Source organism: Candidatus Magasanikbacteria bacterium, assembly GCA_021648085.1.
Lineage (GTDB): Bacteria > Patescibacteriota > Patescibacteriia > Magasanikbacterales > UBA922 > JAKITS01.
This window is the reverse complement of the sequence record JAKITS010000001.1, coordinates 683,535-699,035: the sequence shown is the minus strand read 5'-3', so window position 1 is coordinate 699,035 and position 15,501 is coordinate 683,535. Positions and strand designations below refer to the sequence as shown.

The following is a 15,501-nucleotide window of genomic DNA, read 5'->3' as shown; positions in this document are numbered from 1 at the left end:
CTAAACTAGATTTTCTTTCTCCAACATCCATAATATCATAGCTTTTTGCATATGCAATCTGTTTTCAGCCTGATCAAAAATTATTGAATTTTTGTGATCAATAGCATCGCGTGATATTTCATATCCAATATGACAAGGCATACAATGCATTATTTTTGCGTTTGGTGCGTAAGTATCAATTAAATTAGCATTAAGTTGATATGGCATAAATTTTTCTTTTTTTCTGTAAAATTCTTCTTGCATTTCTGGCTTTACTTTTCCATTTTCAAAAAACTCCATATTCATCCAAGTATCTGTATGAACATAATCTGCGTCTTGTAGTGCATCACGCAAATTCAATGTTCTTTTTATTTTTCCTGTTTCTTCTGCTTGTTTGTTTAATTCTGTATCAATACTATCTGGGTCTATTTCTGGTGCCACCAAAACAACTTCTATTCCTAATTTTGCGCAAGCAAGCATTAGTGTGTTTGAAACATTATTTTCTACTCCAAGCCAAACTATTTTTTTTACATTTTCTAGACCTCCACTATGTTCAGCCATTGTCAAAATATCGCTTAAAGCTTGTGCTGGATGATATTTTTCACTACAAGCGTCCACCACTGGAATATTGTCAAAATTAGCTGCCAATTCCACATCTGCGGATTTTTTGGCTCTAAACATTAGCAGTTCTCCAAATCTCATAACAGCTTGCACTTCATCACCAAAATCAGTCAAAGAAAACTGAGTAGTTTTTGCATCTAGAAAAATAGCGTGTCCGCCCAATTGTGTCATAGCTGTTTCAAAAGAAAGTCTTGTTCTGGTGGATGATTTTTGAAAAAGCATTATCAAAGTTTGGTTTGATAATATTTTATGTTCAACTCCAGATTTAAATTCTTTTTTCAGTTTTATAGCTGTGTTGAGTATTCCCAAAATATCATTTTTTGATTGTTCTTTTAGTGAAATTATATGTCTCATATTTTTTATATTTTATATTTTTTAATTTCATTTTGATGAAAAATTTTCTCACAATATTTGCATTGAGCGTCTAAATTATTTTTATTAATGAAAAAATGACTATCCATTTTTTCATTATTTGTTATACAGTTTGGATTTGGACAAACCAAAAGTTTGGCGACTTCTTTTGGAATTACAGTTTTAAATTTTTTATAAACTTTAAAATTGCGGATAATATTTATCGTGGCGTCCGGTGCAAAAATAGCCAAAATACTAACTTCTTTTTCTGTTAATTCTTTATTTTCTATTTTAATTAAATTTTTTGTACCCACTTTTTGACTAGGAAAATTTACACCTATTGATACTATTTTATTGTCACTTGCCAAGTTTAATATTTTGAATAATTTAAAAGCAACTTTTTTAGGTATATGGTCTATAACTGTTCCGTTTTCTATGGTGAGAACTTTAAATTGTTTATTTTCATTCTCAAATTGTTTATTTTCAATTCTGTAATTATTAAAAGTTGGCTCATTAATTTGCATATTTTCATTTAAAATTGATTTCCCAAGTAATAATCCCAGAAGTGCTTGCCGCACAAATAATCCGTTTTCTGCTTGTTGAAAATAGTATGCATATTTTGTGTCGTCTATTTTTGTCTCAATCTCATTTACTCTCGGTAGTGGATGCATAATTCTCATATTTTCTTTAACATTTTGAAGCATACCAGATGTCAAAATATAGACATTTTTTACTTTTTCATATGCTGCTCGATCTGAAAATCTTTCTGCTTGAATTCTTGTCATATACAAAATATCCACTTCAGTCAACAGGTTTTCCATTTTTTTATGTAAAAAATACTCAATTCCATTTTCTTTTAGTCCGTCGAGTATATAATTGGGCATTTGCAGAAAATTTGGAGCAACAAAATGTAATCTAGGTTTAAAATGAGTTAGAGCTTGTGTTAGGCTGTGTGCAGTTCTTCCATATTTCAAATCTCCTATTATCGCAATGTTCAAATTATTTAAAGTTCCTTGACACTCTTTTATTGAAAATAAATCTAAAAGTGTTTGAGTTGGATGTTGATTTGTGCCGTCTCCGCCGTTTAAAATTGGTTTGTCTGTTGCCTCCGTCGCTCTTCTGGCAGTTCCTTCCAAAGGATGACGCATTGCTATTATATCCACATATTGACCAATATTTTTTATTGAATCATATAAAGTTTCCCCTTTTTTTGCTGAGGTTATTCCAGCATTTGCAAATCCCACTACTTTTCCACCCAAACGATTCATAGCAGTTTCAAAAGATAGTCTAGTTCTAGTAGATGGTTCAAAAAAGCAACTTCCCATGACATATCCTGAAAGTAGGTTTGGTTTTGGGTTAATTTTTAACTCTTGTGCACATTCTAAAATATAAAGAATTTCTTCTTTTGTTAATTCTTTGATGGATATAATACTTTTTCCTTTGAAATTTTGGTTCATAAAATTTTTTAAAAAAATACCACCAGTTTAGGTGGAATAAACTTGCCTAGAAATAATTATTCTAAGGCAACTGTATCTAGTAACTTTATTTATGTCTAATTGTTGCAGAATTATTTTTAGTATATTCATAAAAAAGAAAAAAATCACCGACTAGGTGATTTTATTATTACCGTATTTATTTTCTGAATTTTGTAGATATTTTGATGTATTCATACTGCGATAAATAATAACAGGATTTTAATTTTTGTGCAAAACTTGGGTTGTGGATAAAATTTAATGTATTATGATAATATTATATTTTTGGTAATTTATTTTTAAAGTGTTAAAATAAATTTACACCTAATTTTGGGTGCGTCCATTCCCTACAATTTATAAAAGGAGGGAAGAGTGGTGAGAAATTTAACTGTATTTGCTTGTCTATTTTTTTTAATAGGTCTGAATGCTTGTAAGACTTATAAACTTGTTGAATTCACACCAAGTGATCCAAATATAAAAATTTATTATTCTCCTTTAGATCCAGATGATGTTGGTAATTATCGTTGGGATGGGCATACTGTAGCCGAGGTTATAGAAAATCCAGAAGGAGAATTAATAATAGTTGTGGATACTTTTTATATACAAAATTTACCACCACTTTTGCAAGAATTTGTTCTTCGACACGAAGAAGGGCATATTATTTTAGGTGTTGATTTAAATTGGAAATTTACTACTGCCGAGAAATTAGATGCTCAGGCAACATGTTATGCAATGATTTTTTTTAATGATATCGAAATAAAATTAATAAAAATAATGGCAAAAGAGCATCATTTAAAAGAGGGTCTTGTAAATTGTTGGGAATAAAAAATCCCGCTTAACCTTTTTTAGGTTGAGCGGGGAGTTTATGTGAAAAGGTTAAAACAAAAAAGAACTTTTTAAAAGTTCTTTTTTGTTTTGTTTATTTCAATTTTTCTCTAAGCATTTTTTCCAAAACTTTTGGGTCAGCACTTCCTTCACTTGCTTTCATTGCCATTCCAATTAGGAATTTTAGTATTGGTTCTTTTCCTTGTTTAAATTGTTCCACTTGGTCTGGATAACTTCGGATTACATTTTCTATAATTTCACCCAATTTTCCTTCATCGTTAATTTGCCCATAACCTTTTTCCTCCATTATTTGTGTCGGGTCAATATCAGTTCCAGCGTTAAGCATATCTCCCAAAAGTTTGAGTGCATTTGTAGAATTGATGCGTTCAGCATAAACAAGTGCCACAAGTTCTGCAAAATTTTCTGGAGAAATTGCCAAAGTTTTTATATGCATTTTTCTATTTATCATTTCACCCATTAGTTTACTGGTAAGCCAGCCTCCACAAAGTCGTGCGATTTTATTTCTTTTTTCTTCCATTATTTCATTGCTATCTCCTTTTATTTCTGGCAGGCTGTGCAACCAGTCCACAAGCTCGCTCATCACGCGTTCGGTAAAATCTGCCCACTCTTTATCGTTTGTCAGTATTTTGGAGTCAGAATAGGAAAATCCGTACTCTGTGTGAAACCTCTTTCTTTTTGCAATTGGTAATTCTGGCAAACTTATCTCACCAGCAATTTGCAAAGGGTGAAACGGTGGAATATCTGGTTCTGGAAAATATCTATAATCATGTGCAGATTCCTTTTTTCTTTGTGGAATTGTTTCTTGTTTTTTTGCGTCCCAACCTTTTGTCTGCTGTTCCCAATTTTCTCCATTTTCCAGCATTTTTGTCTGCTGCGCAATTTCAAATTCAAGTGCTTTCTCTACTGCTTTAAAAGAATTTAAGTTTTTTACTTCAACTTTTGAATTTAAAACATAATCACCAAGTGGTTTTACAACTCCATCCACAATTTCAAATTTTCCTGCTTCTTGCACAGAAATATTTGCCTCACAACGCATTAGACCTTTTTCCATATTCGCATCACTCACATTTAAATATCTCAAAATTGAGCGTAATTCTTGGCAATAAGTTTTTGCTTCAAGTGGAGTTTTGAAATCTGGCCTTGATACAATTTCAACGAGGGGAGTGCTGGCGCGATTGAAATCTGCCAAAGTGTTTCCTTCTTTGTCATGTGTCAATTTTGCTGTATCTTCTTCCAAATGTACTCTTTCTATCTCAATCAAAGCAGTATCGCGAACATTTTCTTCTGTTTCAAAAGTAAGAGTTATTTCTCCGTGTTCTGCAATAGGCTCGTCAAACTGAGAAATTTGATATGCTTTTGGCAGGTCTGGATAAAAATAATGTTTACGATCAAATTTTGAAACTTCACGAATAGAACAGCCCAAAGCTTTTCCAATTTTTACAGTCCACGCGATGGCTTTTTTGTTTGCTGTTGGAAGCGTGCCTGGGTGACCAAGGCAAATTTCGCATACATTTTTATTTGGCTCATTTTCGTCTGGATTATTTTTGCAAGAGCAAAACATTTTGCTATTTGTTTTTAGTTCTACATGAACCTCCATTCCAATGATTGTTTGATACATATTTTTGAAGAATTAGGAAGTGATGGATCGCTTTGCTCGATAGATCACTTCGTTTGATGAATTGTCAAATTGCATTTGACTTGATGATAGCCTGCTGGCAGACAGGAGTCGCTATACTTGTGTAGGATAGAAACAAAAAACCCTTCTAAAGTAGAAGGGTTTTTTAATCTACCTAAGTTGTTTCTATTTTACTGTTTTTGTGTTATTTCTGCAACCTTTGGGGTTTTTTGAAGTTCAGTAAATAGGATAATCGGTGCCCCATTTGTAAGTGGTATAAAAAGTATACTCACAAAACTTGTAATTAAACTAGACATAATTAAAGCAAAAGTGTAAACACTGGATGTTTCGTCTATTCCAGAAGTAAGTAGACCAAGAATTCCACCAACAAGTCCTCCTATAATTAACATTAAAATAGCAAAAATTAAAATTGAAGCAAACAACCTCCAAAGTACTGCCCACCAGCGTCCTTTTACCAGTTCTTTACTAGATTTAATAGCTTCCACGACCTTCTTTTCGTTGATAACGGCTTCATGAAGTGTAAAAAAATACCAAATTGAAAATATTACACCTGGAATTATAAAGAGTATATATCCAACAATAATAATAAGTGTAGATAATATAGAAGCTAAAATTGCAGGAATTAAAACATGTTTCACATTTGATAATTCTGTTTTAATATCTCTTACTTCTTTTCCATTATATTTTGCGTAGAAAACACGTATAAAACTTGCTGTAATCCAAAATGTAGCAAACCAGGAGGCTAATAATAAAACAAAATATCCATTGAAAATCATTGCGTCTCTGGCAGAATCACTTGCTGCAAATTCTTTTACAAAAGTTGAGAGTATTGTTATTATCCCTGTTGGAATAAATAGTGCAATTACATACGAAAAGAAAAGTTTAAAATTTTCTTTATAAATATCTATTGTTTTTTGAATTAGTTCTTTTGCTGGGATTAACATAGTTTAGTTCATTATTTTTTTAAGTAAGTTTAAAGCATCCATTTTCATTATAGCAATTTCTGTGTTTACATTCAAGACTTCAATTTTAGTTCCTTTTTCTGTGAAATATTTTTGATATTCTGGATTCAAAAACTGAGCTTGTGCTTTTTCTAAAAATGGTTTGTTTTCAAAAATCGTATTATCTTGTTTTTCATATCTTGTAGAAAGTCTATCAAGTGCAGAGTTTGCGGGTAGGTTTGCGATTATCAAATAATCTGGAGCATTTTGTAGTGCAAAAGCATTTCCTTCCAAGTTTGCCACAAAATCTATATCTACATTTCCCTGGATTGGTTGATAACAAAGTGAAGTGCTTACACTTCTGTCTTGCAAAATTATTTTTCCAGCTTTTAGAAGTGGAACTAAAATTCTTTTATAAAGAACTAATCTGTCCAATGAATATGCATTTGCTGTGGCACTTGCAGTATAGTCATTTCCATTTTGTATTATTTCGTTGCGAATAGCTTTGCCAATCCAGGCGTGTGTTGGTTCTCCAGAAATTATCACATCATATTCAAGCAGGTCTTCTGCTTTTGGGTGTTTTTCATTTTCTTTCCAAAAATCAATCAAATTAAAAACTTTTTTACCATTGTTTTCTAAATATTCAGCCCAAGTTTTTATTATTGTTGTTTTTCCACTGCCGTCTATTCCATCTAAAATTATAAACATATTTTTAAAAAAGGATTAAGAATTAAGTTAAAATTATTGCAACTTGTTATTTATACTATTTTGTAAATAGTGTGCATTTTTTGGGGAAATAATACTTTTTCCTATTTTTTCTTCAATATCTATCCTAGCTTTACCTGCTGTGTCACCACCTTTTTTGGCGATTTCCTTACTTTCTAAAAAAGTTTTTGGTTGTTTTTCTTTGGATATTTCGGTTGTTGTTGCTTCGGCAAGCATATTTAAAATCAACTCCAAATTAGTCATACTATCTCTTAAATTCTGTTTTTGAAGATTTTTAAACTTTTTATATTGTTTTACAGATTTTCCAGACCAAGCTTTTGTAATCTCATCTGTTAAAATTGCAAATTCTATTCCTTTTTGAACTCCTCTTTCTTCCCACTCATCTGTTAATTCTTTTCTTACTTCAATTGTTTTTATTCTCTGATTTATCCAATCTTTGGAATATCCTTTTTTAAAATAGGTTTGCATTGCTCGGTCTATTGCAAGTTCTGGATCTTCGGTTTCTGCTATTCTTTCATAGCCAACTTTTGCAAGCCAAAGTTTGAAAGGTTCTGCTTTTGGGGAGGGAATGGATTGGATTGCACGTAATAAATCTTGGGTAGAGAAACAGTCGGTTTCCCTTATTTTATTATCAGAAGCTATCATTTTGAACCGTACGATTTTTTCGTACACTTCACTTCCTTCATTTTTAAATTTATTTTTTAGGTCACTCCAATATCTTTTTGGAATTGTAGAGTTAGTTAAAACAGAAATAACGTCTACAACTGAAAAATACCAAAGTTCATCTTTTTCATTCCAATGTCTGCGAACTTGTTTTTCGTGAAAAAGCGTGATCGAGCTGTCTTTATTAGACATAATTATTTTTCATAAGTTAAAAAAGAAATTTCTCCCATTTTTTCTTCTTCTGTTATTTTCCATTTTGTCTCGTCTATTTTTGGGAAAAAAGTATCGCACACATCTATTGTTCGGTGAACTTTTGTGATATAAAGTGTATCGGCCAAATCTATAGACTGTTTGTAAATTTCGCCACCGCCAATTATAAAAACTTTTTCATTTTTGTGAGCTTGTATAGCTTTTTTGATATCAGAATAAACCGCCACCTCTTCTGGTGCTTTATAATCTGGTTGCCTAGTTATTATAATATTTTTTCTGTTTGGAAGTGGGCGAAATTTTTCTGGTAGAGATTCCCAAGTTTTTCGCCCCATTATTACCACATTTCCTGTTGTATATTTTTTGAATAATTTCATATCTCCAGGAATATTCCACGGCAAATCACCACTTACTCCTATACAATTGTTTTCACTTACGGCTGACATTAATGCGATCATATTAAACTGCTATATCAAATTTAATTCGTGGATAACTTTGGTAGTTGGAAAGTTTTGTATCTGTATACTGCCAGTCAAAAATAGATGAAAAATTTTCTGTTTCTATTTTTGGTAATTGGAATTTAGTTACATCGCGTGTTAATTGTTCTTTTGCTCCATTTATATGATTTTCATAAATATGAGTATCTGCCAAAAACCCAATTAGACGACCTTCTTCAAAACCAGATTCTTTGGCGAGCAAATGTAATAGTAAGGCATAACTCGCAATATTAAAAGGAAGCCCAAGCATAACATCCACAGAACGCTGATTCCAGAGTAGATTTAATTTTCCGTTTATCACTGTCACTTGAAAAGCATAGTGGCAAGGCGGAAGAGCCATTTCATTTATCATTGTAGGATTCCAAGCCGACACTATCATTCTGCGGTCATGTGGGTTTGTTTTTAGTTTGTCAACTACATTTTTAAGTTGATCTACACCTTTTCCAGAATAATCGCTGGTGTGGTGGTCGTACGGAGCATTGAAATTTCTCCACTGAAATCCATAAATTGCACCCAAATCTCTTTCTTCTCGCATTTTCTTCTTTGCTTCTTCGCTATGTCCGTACGGTGCTTTTTTTGGGTAAGCCCATTCGTCCCAAATGTGGTTGTTTCTATCTTGCAACCACTGTTTGTCTGTCAATCCTTTTATAAAAAATTCCAATTCACTAGAGACAAGTCTGATAGGTACTCTTTTTGTTGTCAACATTGGAAAACCTTTGGACATATCGTGCTGGAAAAAAGCTCCAGCAACCGCAATAGTATCCACTCCTGTTCTGTTTTCCTTTTTTTCTCCATTTTCCAATACATTTTTTACTATATCTAAATATTGTTTCATAATTTTTTAAATTCCTGTTGAACCAAAACCACCTCTATTATTGTTAGACATTTTATCAACTTCTTGCCAGTTTACTTTCACAATTGGCACAAAAATTCCTTGTGCAATTCTTTCGCCTGCTTTAATTTCTACGGTTTCATTTCCAAAATTATAAAGTGCTGTGCTTATCTCGTCATTTTCTCCACAATAATCTTGATCAACTATTCCTACATTATTTGCAAGCATTAAACTTCTTTTCTGTAGACTAGAGCGTGCTGCAATTACAAGCATGAAATTTTGTGGAGTCTCAATAATCAAATTGCTTGGAGCCATTTTTATTTCTTTTGGTTCAATTGAAATATCTTTTCGTGTATAAATATCAAAAGCAACAGACCCTTTAGTTTGATAGTGGGGAAGTGGAAGTGATTTGTCAACTCTTTTAATTTTGACCTCCATATTTTTTTATAATATTATCTATTTGCTTGTTTAATTCTTCAAAATTTCCACTGTTTTCAATTTTTTCCATAGCCTGCTTTGCAACTTCACGAATACTAATTTCTGTAGATCTTTCGTGGTCTGCTAAAAAGTCTTCGTAAGTTTTAGATTGGTCGTCTGTATTTTCAGATCTTTTTACCAATCTCTCGTAGCGAATTTTTGGATTTGCATCGATATGAATTAACACAAAACCAGACATTTTTGTTAGGTATTCAATATCGGCCATTCTACGAATTCCGTCAACTACTATTGTATTACTTGAGTCGTTTTCCACATCTTTTCCAAGTGTTTTAGCCATCACATCTTCACCAAAAGTACTTCTAATAAATTCTGAAGTTTTTATGAGATTGTCTCTATTTTTTTCTACATAAATCCTATCTAAAATATCACGAAGCATTGTAGAAAATCTGTAAGACGGCGCATTGTATTTTTCTTTTAAATATTCTGCTGCGGTTCCTTTTCCACTAGCAATAAAACCAGTAAATCCTAAAATTATTTTATTGTTTGTCATATTTTTCTACTGTTTCTTCGAAGTAATTTAGTGAAATTCCAACACGCCTAAACATATCTTCGCTTTCTGCACCGCGGTGATATTTTTTCTCACAAACAACTTTTTTTATACCAGAATTTATAATCATTTTAGCGCAAGTAGAACACGGTGTCATTTTGCAGTAAAGTGTTGCGTTTTCAATCGCCACACCTCTTTTTGCAGCTTGAACTATAGCATTTTGCTCTGCGTGAGTTGTGCGCAAACAATGTTGACTCTGACTTCCATCTTCGTGAATTATAGTTTTAAATTGATGTCCAATTTCGTCGCAATGAGGAATACTGCGTGGAGAGCCAACATAGCCTGTCACTAAAATTTGCTTATCCTTTGCGATTACACAGCCAGACCTTCCTCTATCGCAAGTCGCTCTTGTTGCCACAGCTTTTGCAATATCCATAAAATATTCGTCCCAGCTAGGTCTTATATATCTATTTTTTTCTTCCATATTTATTTTATTACTTTAAAATAAAGCTATTAGTTTGTATAGTTTATCAAACTTATCTAAACCGTCAAATTAAAAAACACTGATTTTAACAGTGTTTTTGGTTTTTATCTTCTAAATATACTTTTTAATTTTGTTAGAAAACTTTTTTGTTTTTCGGGGTCATACCTACTACCTTCTTTTTCAAAATGATTGTATGATACAAAAATTTTTAGCAATGGATTGTTCGCAAGCCACGAAGACATTATAAAAACTAGAATTTGATTTGCTTGATACTTATTATTAAATTTTGCGCGAGCCCAAATTGCGTATGCTTTGTTATACATATTCATTGGATTGGAATTGCTAAAATCTGTATTTTCAAAAATTGCGTATTTTGCGTTTACATTCATTAATTCTGCACCAATAAAACTTGCATTTGTGCAATCTGTATTTGAAAGGTCTGCATTAAGTAAGTTTGTATTGTTAAAACAGATATTTCTTAAATTTGCTCCAGAAAAATTTGTATTTTGTAGCTCTGCAGACTCAAAATTTAAACCAGACAAATCCATTCCAGAGAAATCTAGTTTTTTTTCTGGATTATTTTTTCTCCATTTATGTATTGCAATTAAACTACCATTTTCTCGAATTTCTTTGATTATTTTTTTCACAATGCGGATCTCCGTTGGCAAATAAAAAGAACTTCTTGGATATTATCACAAGAAGTTCTTTTTTTCAAGTTTTTAATTAGATACTTATAGTTTTAAAGCGGACTTTCAACTTTTATACTTGGCCCCATGCTACTCGTAATATATAAAGATTTTATATATGTACCTTTTGAGGATGTTGGTTTAACTTTTTTTAAAGTTTCCATAAAGTAGTTGAAGTTTTCAACTATTTTGGTATCGTCAAAACTTACTTTACCAATTGTTTGGTGTATGTTTGAAGTATCGTCATTTTTGAAAGAAACTTTACCTTTTTTAAGGTCTGCAATCATTTCTTTTACATTTGGTCCAACTGTTCCAGTTTTTGGATTTGGCATAAGTCCACGTGGTCCCAAAACACGAGCAACCATTGCCAGTTTTGGCATCATTTCTGGTGTTGAGATAGCTACTTCAAATTCAATTTTTCCACTAGTTTTAATTTTTTGAATTTCTTCTTCTCCATAGATAAAGTCAGCTCCAGCTTCTTTTGCCTCTGCTTCATCGTTTGGTCCTACAAAAGCTGCAATTTTCTTTGTTTTTCCAGTTCCGTGAGGAAGTGTCATTGTGGTACGAATTTGCTGATCACTTTTTTTAGGATTAATTCCTAAGTTTGTGTGAACTTCTACCGAAGCATCAAATTTTACATTGCTAGTTTCCTTTACTAAAGCAACAGCTTCTTCTATTGTGTAAACTTTTGTTTTATCGATCTTTTCTGATAATTCTTGCATTCTTTTTGACATATTTTTTGTCGTAAGTGGTATTAGCGCTTAGCATTTTTGAAGACTAAGCTCCCACATATAAATTATGGTCTAATAATACCAGAATTCTTTGATTTTGTCAATAGTAGGAAATTAATAATTTTGATATTCTGTCATTTCGAATGAAGTGAGATTTGCACACTGGCAAGTGGTTTTTTTAAACATTTTAAAAGTAAAGTTCTTAATGATTACAATATTTAAGTAATTTCTCATTTGTATTATTAAATTCGAAATGACAGGAAAAAATATAACAAAAAAAGCCCGTTCGCGGTTGCTACTTGGGCTTTTATATTATTTTCTTCTCCTTGTTTGTTGCAAATCAACTTCTTCGCAGTTTGGGCAAAGAATACCCACGCGATTTTCGCTGTATTTACAGTTTGTGCAAAATCCAGCTCGTAACTGGTGTTGAAACTTTGCTGGTCTTTTTGTAATTTTAGGCGTTGCTTTTGCGAGAAAAGCAGCCAGGTATTTTCTTTCACTTTGGTCTTTTCCAAAGCTTCGGAAAATTACATTGGCACACGCCTGTTTTTCTGAAACAGCGTGTGTACTTCCTACAAAAACTCCATTTCTATACACAAACCACTGAACTTTTTCCACTTTTTCCTCCTTGAAAATGAACCCTTATAATCATAATACAATATCACAAAAAAGCCCTTTTGTCAAGCAAGAAAGATAGTAAATTAACAATTAAGCAGGTTAACTAAAATAAGATACAGATAATTAATTAAAAATCCCTATAGCGTCATTCCCAGCTTGATCGGGAATCTAGAGTTTCTAAAATAATACAGTGATTCAAATTAGATTTTTAATCAAGTTGAATATAATAGACAAAACAAAAAACCTCTTTTATGAAAGAGGTTTTTTTAATGTTAAATTCTTATTTTTTCTTTGTTACATCATTTATGACTTTTCCATTGGCAAATGAGTCTATGTTTTCGGCTGTGGTGTTTATTATTCTCTCTATTGCTTCTGTGCTATTAAAAGCATTGTGAGGTGTGATAATTACATTTGGGTGATCTATCAGCATATTATTTAAAAGACTGTTTTTGATCACTTTTTCGTCTTTTATCATATTCATACTTAGTCCACCACGCTCACCGGTTTCTGAATAAAAAATATTTGATGGGTCTTTTGCAATTTGTTCATCTTCCAAAACATCCAAACCAGCACCAGCAATTCTACCACTCTCCAATCCCCAAACCAAAGCTTCTGGTTCGACAAGTCCACCGCGAGCTGTGTTTATAATATAAGCTCCTTTTTTAATTTTTTTAATGTTTTTCTTATTTATGAGGTGGTAAGTCTCTGGAAATAGTGGAAGATGTAGTGTAATTATATCAGATTTTTTTAATAATTCGTCTAGTTTTTTTACATAACGAAAATTGAAGTCAGTTTCTAATTCTGGTTTTGGAAATAAATCAAAAGCAATAATTTCAGCTTCAAAACCAGCTAGTCTTTTTATAACATGTTGACCAATATGACCAGTTCCAATAACACCAATTGTCTTTCCTTTTATGTCAAAACCACGCAATCCGTGATAATCATAATTACCTTCTTTTACTCGGTCTATAGAGTGAAAAAGTTGGCGAGAAAGCGCAAGAATCAAAGAAATAGTATGTTCTGCAACAGTATTTTCACCATAAGTCGGCACATTACAGACAGGAATTTTACGCTTTTTTGCCTCTGCCAAATCTATATGGTCAAAACCAGTGGACATTGTGACAATTAATTTTAGGTTTGGTAAATTTTGAAAAACTTCTTTATCTACTTTTGAATCTACAAAAACGCCTAAAACTTCTGTTTTTTTATCTAACTTTTCTATATCTATAATTTTACTAACAACCGTTATCTTATGACTTTTAAGTTGAGTTTTTAGGTATTTTGTAAAACTTGTCATTACTCCAAAAAATGAGCAGTTTAATTTTTTTAACATATATTTAAACTTTTTTATTTTTATCTTTTCTCAATATGTAACCGTGACTAAAAAATAGGATTATTCCAGCTGCCATTGTTGGAATATCTCTTACCAAAGATCTTTGCATATTAATTTTTGCAAAATTTTTATTTTCTTGTTTTTCTTGCCAAACTGTATGTTGAATTTTCCATTCGTCTAGCATTCTTTTTTCGTCTTCTGTTAGTTTAATTTCACCATCGTTTTCTATTATTTTAAGTTTTGTATCAGAAATAAAAGGACGAATTGGCATTTTTTCGTAACTATAGTTTTCTTGTGCAACATCTGGGAAAACCCATGTTTCCAGAGCTATTTTCGTCATATCTATTCCAGGGATTACCATCATCATAAGCCCTGCCAAAAGTACTGCATAGAAATAAATTTTTCTAATTATATCTTTTGCGGATGAATTATTTTTTGCCATATTTTTTATTTTATTGTGCTATATATATTATAATTATGTAGTATAACAAAAACTCACCTATTTTGGCGAGTTTTTGTTAGGTGTATCTTTTATTTTAGATTTCTGTTTCAATACCCATTTGTCTCGCAGTCCCAGCAATAATTTTCATTGCTTGGTTTACATCATTTGTGTTCAAGTCTGGCATTTTCTTTTCTGCGATTTCTTTTAATTGAGCATTACTCAATTTGGCTACTTTATCTTTCAAAGGGTTACTTGAACCACTTTTTAGTTTTAAGGTTTGTTTTATTAGTGCGCTTGCTGGGGCAACTTTTGTAATAAAACTAAAAGATCTATCTTCGTAAACATCTATAATAACAGGCACAATTTCTCCTTTTCTGTCTGCTGTTGCGTTGTTAAATTGAGTACAGAATTCTTGGATATTTAATCCATGTTGTCCCAATGCTGGCCCAACTGGAGGCGCAGGGTTTGCTGCTCCACCTTTAATTTGTAATTTTATTTGTGATAATACTTTCTTTGCCATATTTGGTATATTATTTTCGGTTTTCAGACTTCAGAAGCTCTCGTCTTTCAACTTTTTATTAATTTAGTTACTTTTTTTAATTTGTAGTGCGTCTAGCTCAACTGGTGTCTCTCTTCCAAACATACTAACAAGAACTTTAACTTTACCTCGTGTTTCATCGACTTCACTAACTTTTCCTTCGAAATTTTTAAATGGCCCATCTGTAATTTTTACAGAATCGTCTACATTAACATCAATTTTGTGTGTAGGATCTTCCACATCCATTCTCTTTTGAAGTGATTTTACCTCCGATGGGTCAATTGGAGTAGGGGTAGTACCAGAACCAACAAAACCAGTGACATTTGGTGTATTTCTTACAACATACCAAGAATCATCTGTCACGATCATTTCTACCAAGACATATCCTGGAAAAATCTTTTCTTCAATTACATTTCTTTTTCCACCTTTAATTTTAATTTTCTTTTCTTTTGGAATCAAAACACCAAAAATTTTGTCGCCCATATCAAAAGACTCTGCTCTTTGCTCTAGGTTTCTTTTTACATTTTCCTCGTATCCGCTATATGTGTGTAATACATACCATCTGCGACCAAGGTCTAGGGTTTGTTTTGCCATAAAAAATTAAATAATTGTTTTTAAAATAATGTCGAATAAGTAATCTAAAATAGCAAAGAAAATCATAATTCCAAGACTAAGCGCTATTACAATAATAGTGTAGTTTTTAGTTTGTTTTTTTGTTGGCCAAGTCACTTTTTTCATTTCACGACTTGAGTCAATAAGGTATTTTTTTAGCTTTTTGATTGCTTTTAACATATTTTTTCTATTTAAAAAAGGCCTCTGGCCAATCTATTTAAATAATAACTTATTTTGTTTGTTTTGTCAAGTGAAAAGTATAAATAGTAAAATAAAAAAACGGACATTATTGTGGTCCGTT

Annotated in this window: 20 protein-coding genes and 1 pseudogene; 1 reads left to right on the top strand and 20 read right to left on the bottom strand. The window is 31.9% G+C overall.

The window, feature by feature from the left end; translation table 11 throughout:
- From L3J07_03630 to pyrB, 3 genes and pseudogenes are all read right to left on the bottom strand, one after another.
- Entirely contained in the window at positions 1-954 is a 954-nt protein-coding gene (locus tag L3J07_03630) for an ornithine carbamoyltransferase (GenBank protein ID MCF6276906.1), read from the bottom strand.
- Positions 955-959: 5 nt separating this feature from the next.
- Positions 960-1,475 carry an aspartate carbamoyltransferase regulatory subunit gene (pyrI, locus tag L3J07_03625; protein ID MCF6276905.1) on the bottom strand — a complete coding sequence of 172 codons (516 nt, stop codon included), beginning with the start codon at positions 1,473-1,475 and terminating at the stop codon, positions 960-962.
- A 21-nt stretch (positions 1,476-1,496) separates the two neighbouring features.
- Positions 1,497-2,408: pseudogene (pyrB, locus tag L3J07_03620) on the bottom strand (aspartate carbamoyltransferase).
- A 390-nt stretch (positions 2,409-2,798) separates the two neighbouring features.
- Here pyrB and L3J07_03615 point away from each other — a divergent pair.
- A complete protein-coding gene (locus tag L3J07_03615) occupies positions 2,799-3,248 on the top strand; it encodes a hypothetical protein (protein ID MCF6276904.1) in 450 nt (149 codons plus the stop codon).
- A gap of 94 nt (positions 3,249-3,342) precedes the next feature.
- Here the strand turns inward: L3J07_03615 and gatB are convergent, their stop codons facing one another.
- The 17 genes from gatB to secE all read right to left on the bottom strand — a co-directional run bounded on the left by gatB (position 3,343) and on the right by secE (position 15,380).
- Complete coding sequence (gatB, locus tag L3J07_03610) at positions 3,343-4,887, bottom strand: Asp-tRNA(Asn)/Glu-tRNA(Gln) amidotransferase subunit GatB (GenBank protein MCF6276903.1); 1,545 nt, start codon at positions 4,885-4,887, stop codon at positions 3,343-3,345.
- Positions 4,888-5,075: 188 nt separating this feature from the next.
- Positions 5,076-5,849, bottom strand: a complete 774-nt coding sequence (locus L3J07_03605; protein MCF6276902.1) for a glycerophosphoryl diester phosphodiesterase membrane domain-containing protein — start codon at positions 5,847-5,849, stop codon at positions 5,076-5,078.
- Between the two features lie 3 nt (positions 5,850-5,852).
- Entirely contained in the window at positions 5,853-6,554 is a 702-nt protein-coding gene (locus L3J07_03600) for a hypothetical protein (protein ID MCF6276901.1), read from the bottom strand.
- Positions 6,555-6,587: 33 nt separating this feature from the next.
- Complete coding sequence (locus tag L3J07_03595; protein MCF6276900.1) at positions 6,588-7,427, bottom strand: hypothetical protein; 840 nt, start codon at positions 7,425-7,427, stop codon at positions 6,588-6,590.
- 2 nt (positions 7,428-7,429) lie between these two features.
- Positions 7,430-7,900 carry a dihydrofolate reductase gene (locus L3J07_03590; GenBank protein MCF6276899.1) on the bottom strand — a complete coding sequence of 157 codons (471 nt, stop codon included), beginning with the start codon at positions 7,898-7,900 and terminating at the stop codon, positions 7,430-7,432.
- 1 nt (position 7,901) lies between these two features.
- Positions 7,902-8,774 carry a thymidylate synthase gene (thyA, locus tag L3J07_03585; protein ID MCF6276898.1) on the bottom strand — a complete coding sequence of 291 codons (873 nt, stop codon included), beginning with the start codon at positions 8,772-8,774 and terminating at the stop codon, positions 7,902-7,904.
- A gap of 6 nt (positions 8,775-8,780) precedes the next feature.
- On the bottom strand, positions 8,781-9,209 hold the full coding sequence (dut, locus tag L3J07_03580) for a dUTP diphosphatase (GenBank protein ID MCF6276897.1): 429 nt from the start codon (positions 9,207-9,209) through the stop codon (positions 8,781-8,783).
- Positions 9,193-9,759 (bottom strand): AAA family ATPase, encoded by a 567-nt coding sequence (locus L3J07_03575; protein ID MCF6276896.1) that lies wholly within the window; start codon positions 9,757-9,759, stop codon positions 9,193-9,195. Before L3J07_03575 ends, dut begins: the two co-directional genes overlap by 17 nt.
- Positions 9,746-10,240 (bottom strand): cytidine/deoxycytidylate deaminase family protein, encoded by a 495-nt coding sequence (locus tag L3J07_03570; GenBank protein ID MCF6276895.1) that lies wholly within the window; start codon positions 10,238-10,240, stop codon positions 9,746-9,748. Before L3J07_03570 ends, L3J07_03575 begins: the two co-directional genes overlap by 14 nt.
- Before the next feature lie 104 nt (positions 10,241-10,344).
- Positions 10,345-10,887 carry a pentapeptide repeat-containing protein gene (locus tag L3J07_03565; protein ID MCF6276894.1) on the bottom strand — a complete coding sequence of 181 codons (543 nt, stop codon included), beginning with the start codon at positions 10,885-10,887 and terminating at the stop codon, positions 10,345-10,347.
- Positions 10,888-10,979: 92 nt separating this feature from the next.
- On the bottom strand, positions 10,980-11,660 hold the full coding sequence (gene rplA, locus L3J07_03560) for a 50S ribosomal protein L1 (GenBank protein ID MCF6276893.1): 681 nt from the start codon (positions 11,658-11,660) through the stop codon (positions 10,980-10,982).
- 309 nt (positions 11,661-11,969) lie between these two features.
- A complete protein-coding gene (locus tag L3J07_03555) occupies positions 11,970-12,275 on the bottom strand; it encodes a hypothetical protein (protein MCF6276892.1) in 306 nt (101 codons plus the stop codon).
- A 280-nt stretch (positions 12,276-12,555) separates the two neighbouring features.
- Positions 12,556-13,608 carry an NAD(P)-binding domain-containing protein gene (locus L3J07_03550; protein ID MCF6276891.1) on the bottom strand — a complete coding sequence of 351 codons (1,053 nt, stop codon included), beginning with the start codon at positions 13,606-13,608 and terminating at the stop codon, positions 12,556-12,558.
- Between the two features lie 4 nt (positions 13,609-13,612).
- Positions 13,613-14,050: a hypothetical protein gene (locus L3J07_03545; protein ID MCF6276890.1), complete on the bottom strand. Its 438-nt coding sequence runs from the start codon at positions 14,048-14,050 to the stop codon at positions 13,613-13,615.
- Between the two features lie 94 nt (positions 14,051-14,144).
- Positions 14,145-14,570, bottom strand: a complete 426-nt coding sequence (gene rplK / locus L3J07_03540) for a 50S ribosomal protein L11 (protein ID MCF6276889.1) — start codon at positions 14,568-14,570, stop codon at positions 14,145-14,147.
- Between the two features lie 63 nt (positions 14,571-14,633).
- Positions 14,634-15,182 (bottom strand): transcription termination/antitermination protein NusG, encoded by a 549-nt coding sequence (nusG, locus tag L3J07_03535; protein MCF6276888.1) that lies wholly within the window; start codon positions 15,180-15,182, stop codon positions 14,634-14,636.
- A gap of 6 nt (positions 15,183-15,188) precedes the next feature.
- Positions 15,189-15,380, bottom strand: coding sequence for a preprotein translocase subunit SecE (secE, locus tag L3J07_03530; protein ID MCF6276887.1), 192 nt, complete (start codon positions 15,378-15,380; stop codon positions 15,189-15,191).
- Between the last annotated feature and the right edge of the window lie 121 nt (positions 15,381-15,501).

What these genes read in the sequence shown, in the direction of transcription:
- L3J07_03630 (MCF6276906.1), bottom strand. Translation starts at nt 954, where the DNA reads ATGAGACATATAATTTCACTAAAAGAACAATCAAAAAATGATATTTTG.
- pyrI (MCF6276905.1), bottom strand. Translation starts at nt 1,475, where the DNA reads ATGCAAATTAATGAGCCAACTTTTAATAATTACAGAATTGAAAATAAA.
- gatB (MCF6276903.1), bottom strand. Translation starts at nt 4,887, where the DNA reads ATGTATCAAACAATCATTGGAATGGAGGTTCATGTAGAACTAAAAACA.
- L3J07_03605 (MCF6276902.1), bottom strand. Translation starts at nt 5,849, where the DNA reads ATGTTAATCCCAGCAAAAGAACTAATTCAAAAAACAATAGATATTTAT.
- L3J07_03600 (MCF6276901.1), bottom strand. Translation starts at nt 6,554, where the DNA reads ATGTTTATAATTTTAGATGGAATAGACGGCAGTGGAAAAACAACAATA.
- L3J07_03595 (MCF6276900.1), bottom strand. Translation starts at nt 7,427, where the DNA reads ATGTCTAATAAAGACAGCTCGATCACGCTTTTTCACGAAAAACAAGTT.
- L3J07_03590 (MCF6276899.1), bottom strand. Translation starts at nt 7,900, where the DNA reads ATGATCGCATTAATGTCAGCCGTAAGTGAAAACAATTGTATAGGAGTA.
- thyA (MCF6276898.1), bottom strand. Translation starts at nt 8,774, where the DNA reads ATGAAACAATATTTAGATATAGTAAAAAATGTATTGGAAAATGGAGAA.
- dut (MCF6276897.1), bottom strand. Translation starts at nt 9,209, where the DNA reads ATGGAGGTCAAAATTAAAAGAGTTGACAAATCACTTCCACTTCCCCAC.
- L3J07_03575 (MCF6276896.1), bottom strand. Translation starts at nt 9,759, where the DNA reads ATGACAAACAATAAAATAATTTTAGGATTTACTGGTTTTATTGCTAGT.
- L3J07_03570 (MCF6276895.1), bottom strand. Translation starts at nt 10,240, where the DNA reads ATGGAAGAAAAAAATAGATATATAAGACCTAGCTGGGACGAATATTTT.
- rplA (MCF6276893.1), bottom strand. Translation starts at nt 11,660, where the DNA reads ATGTCAAAAAGAATGCAAGAATTATCAGAAAAGATCGATAAAACAAAA.
- L3J07_03550 (MCF6276891.1), bottom strand. Translation starts at nt 13,608, where the DNA reads ATGTTAAAAAAATTAAACTGCTCATTTTTTGGAGTAATGACAAGTTTT.
- L3J07_03545 (MCF6276890.1), bottom strand. Translation starts at nt 14,050, where the DNA reads ATGGCAAAAAATAATTCATCCGCAAAAGATATAATTAGAAAAATTTAT.
- rplK (MCF6276889.1), bottom strand. Translation starts at nt 14,570, where the DNA reads ATGGCAAAGAAAGTATTATCACAAATAAAATTACAAATTAAAGGTGGA.
- nusG (MCF6276888.1), bottom strand. Translation starts at nt 15,182, where the DNA reads ATGGCAAAACAAACCCTAGACCTTGGTCGCAGATGGTATGTATTACAC.
- secE (MCF6276887.1), bottom strand. Translation starts at nt 15,380, where the DNA reads ATGTTAAAAGCAATCAAAAAGCTAAAAAAATACCTTATTGACTCAAGT.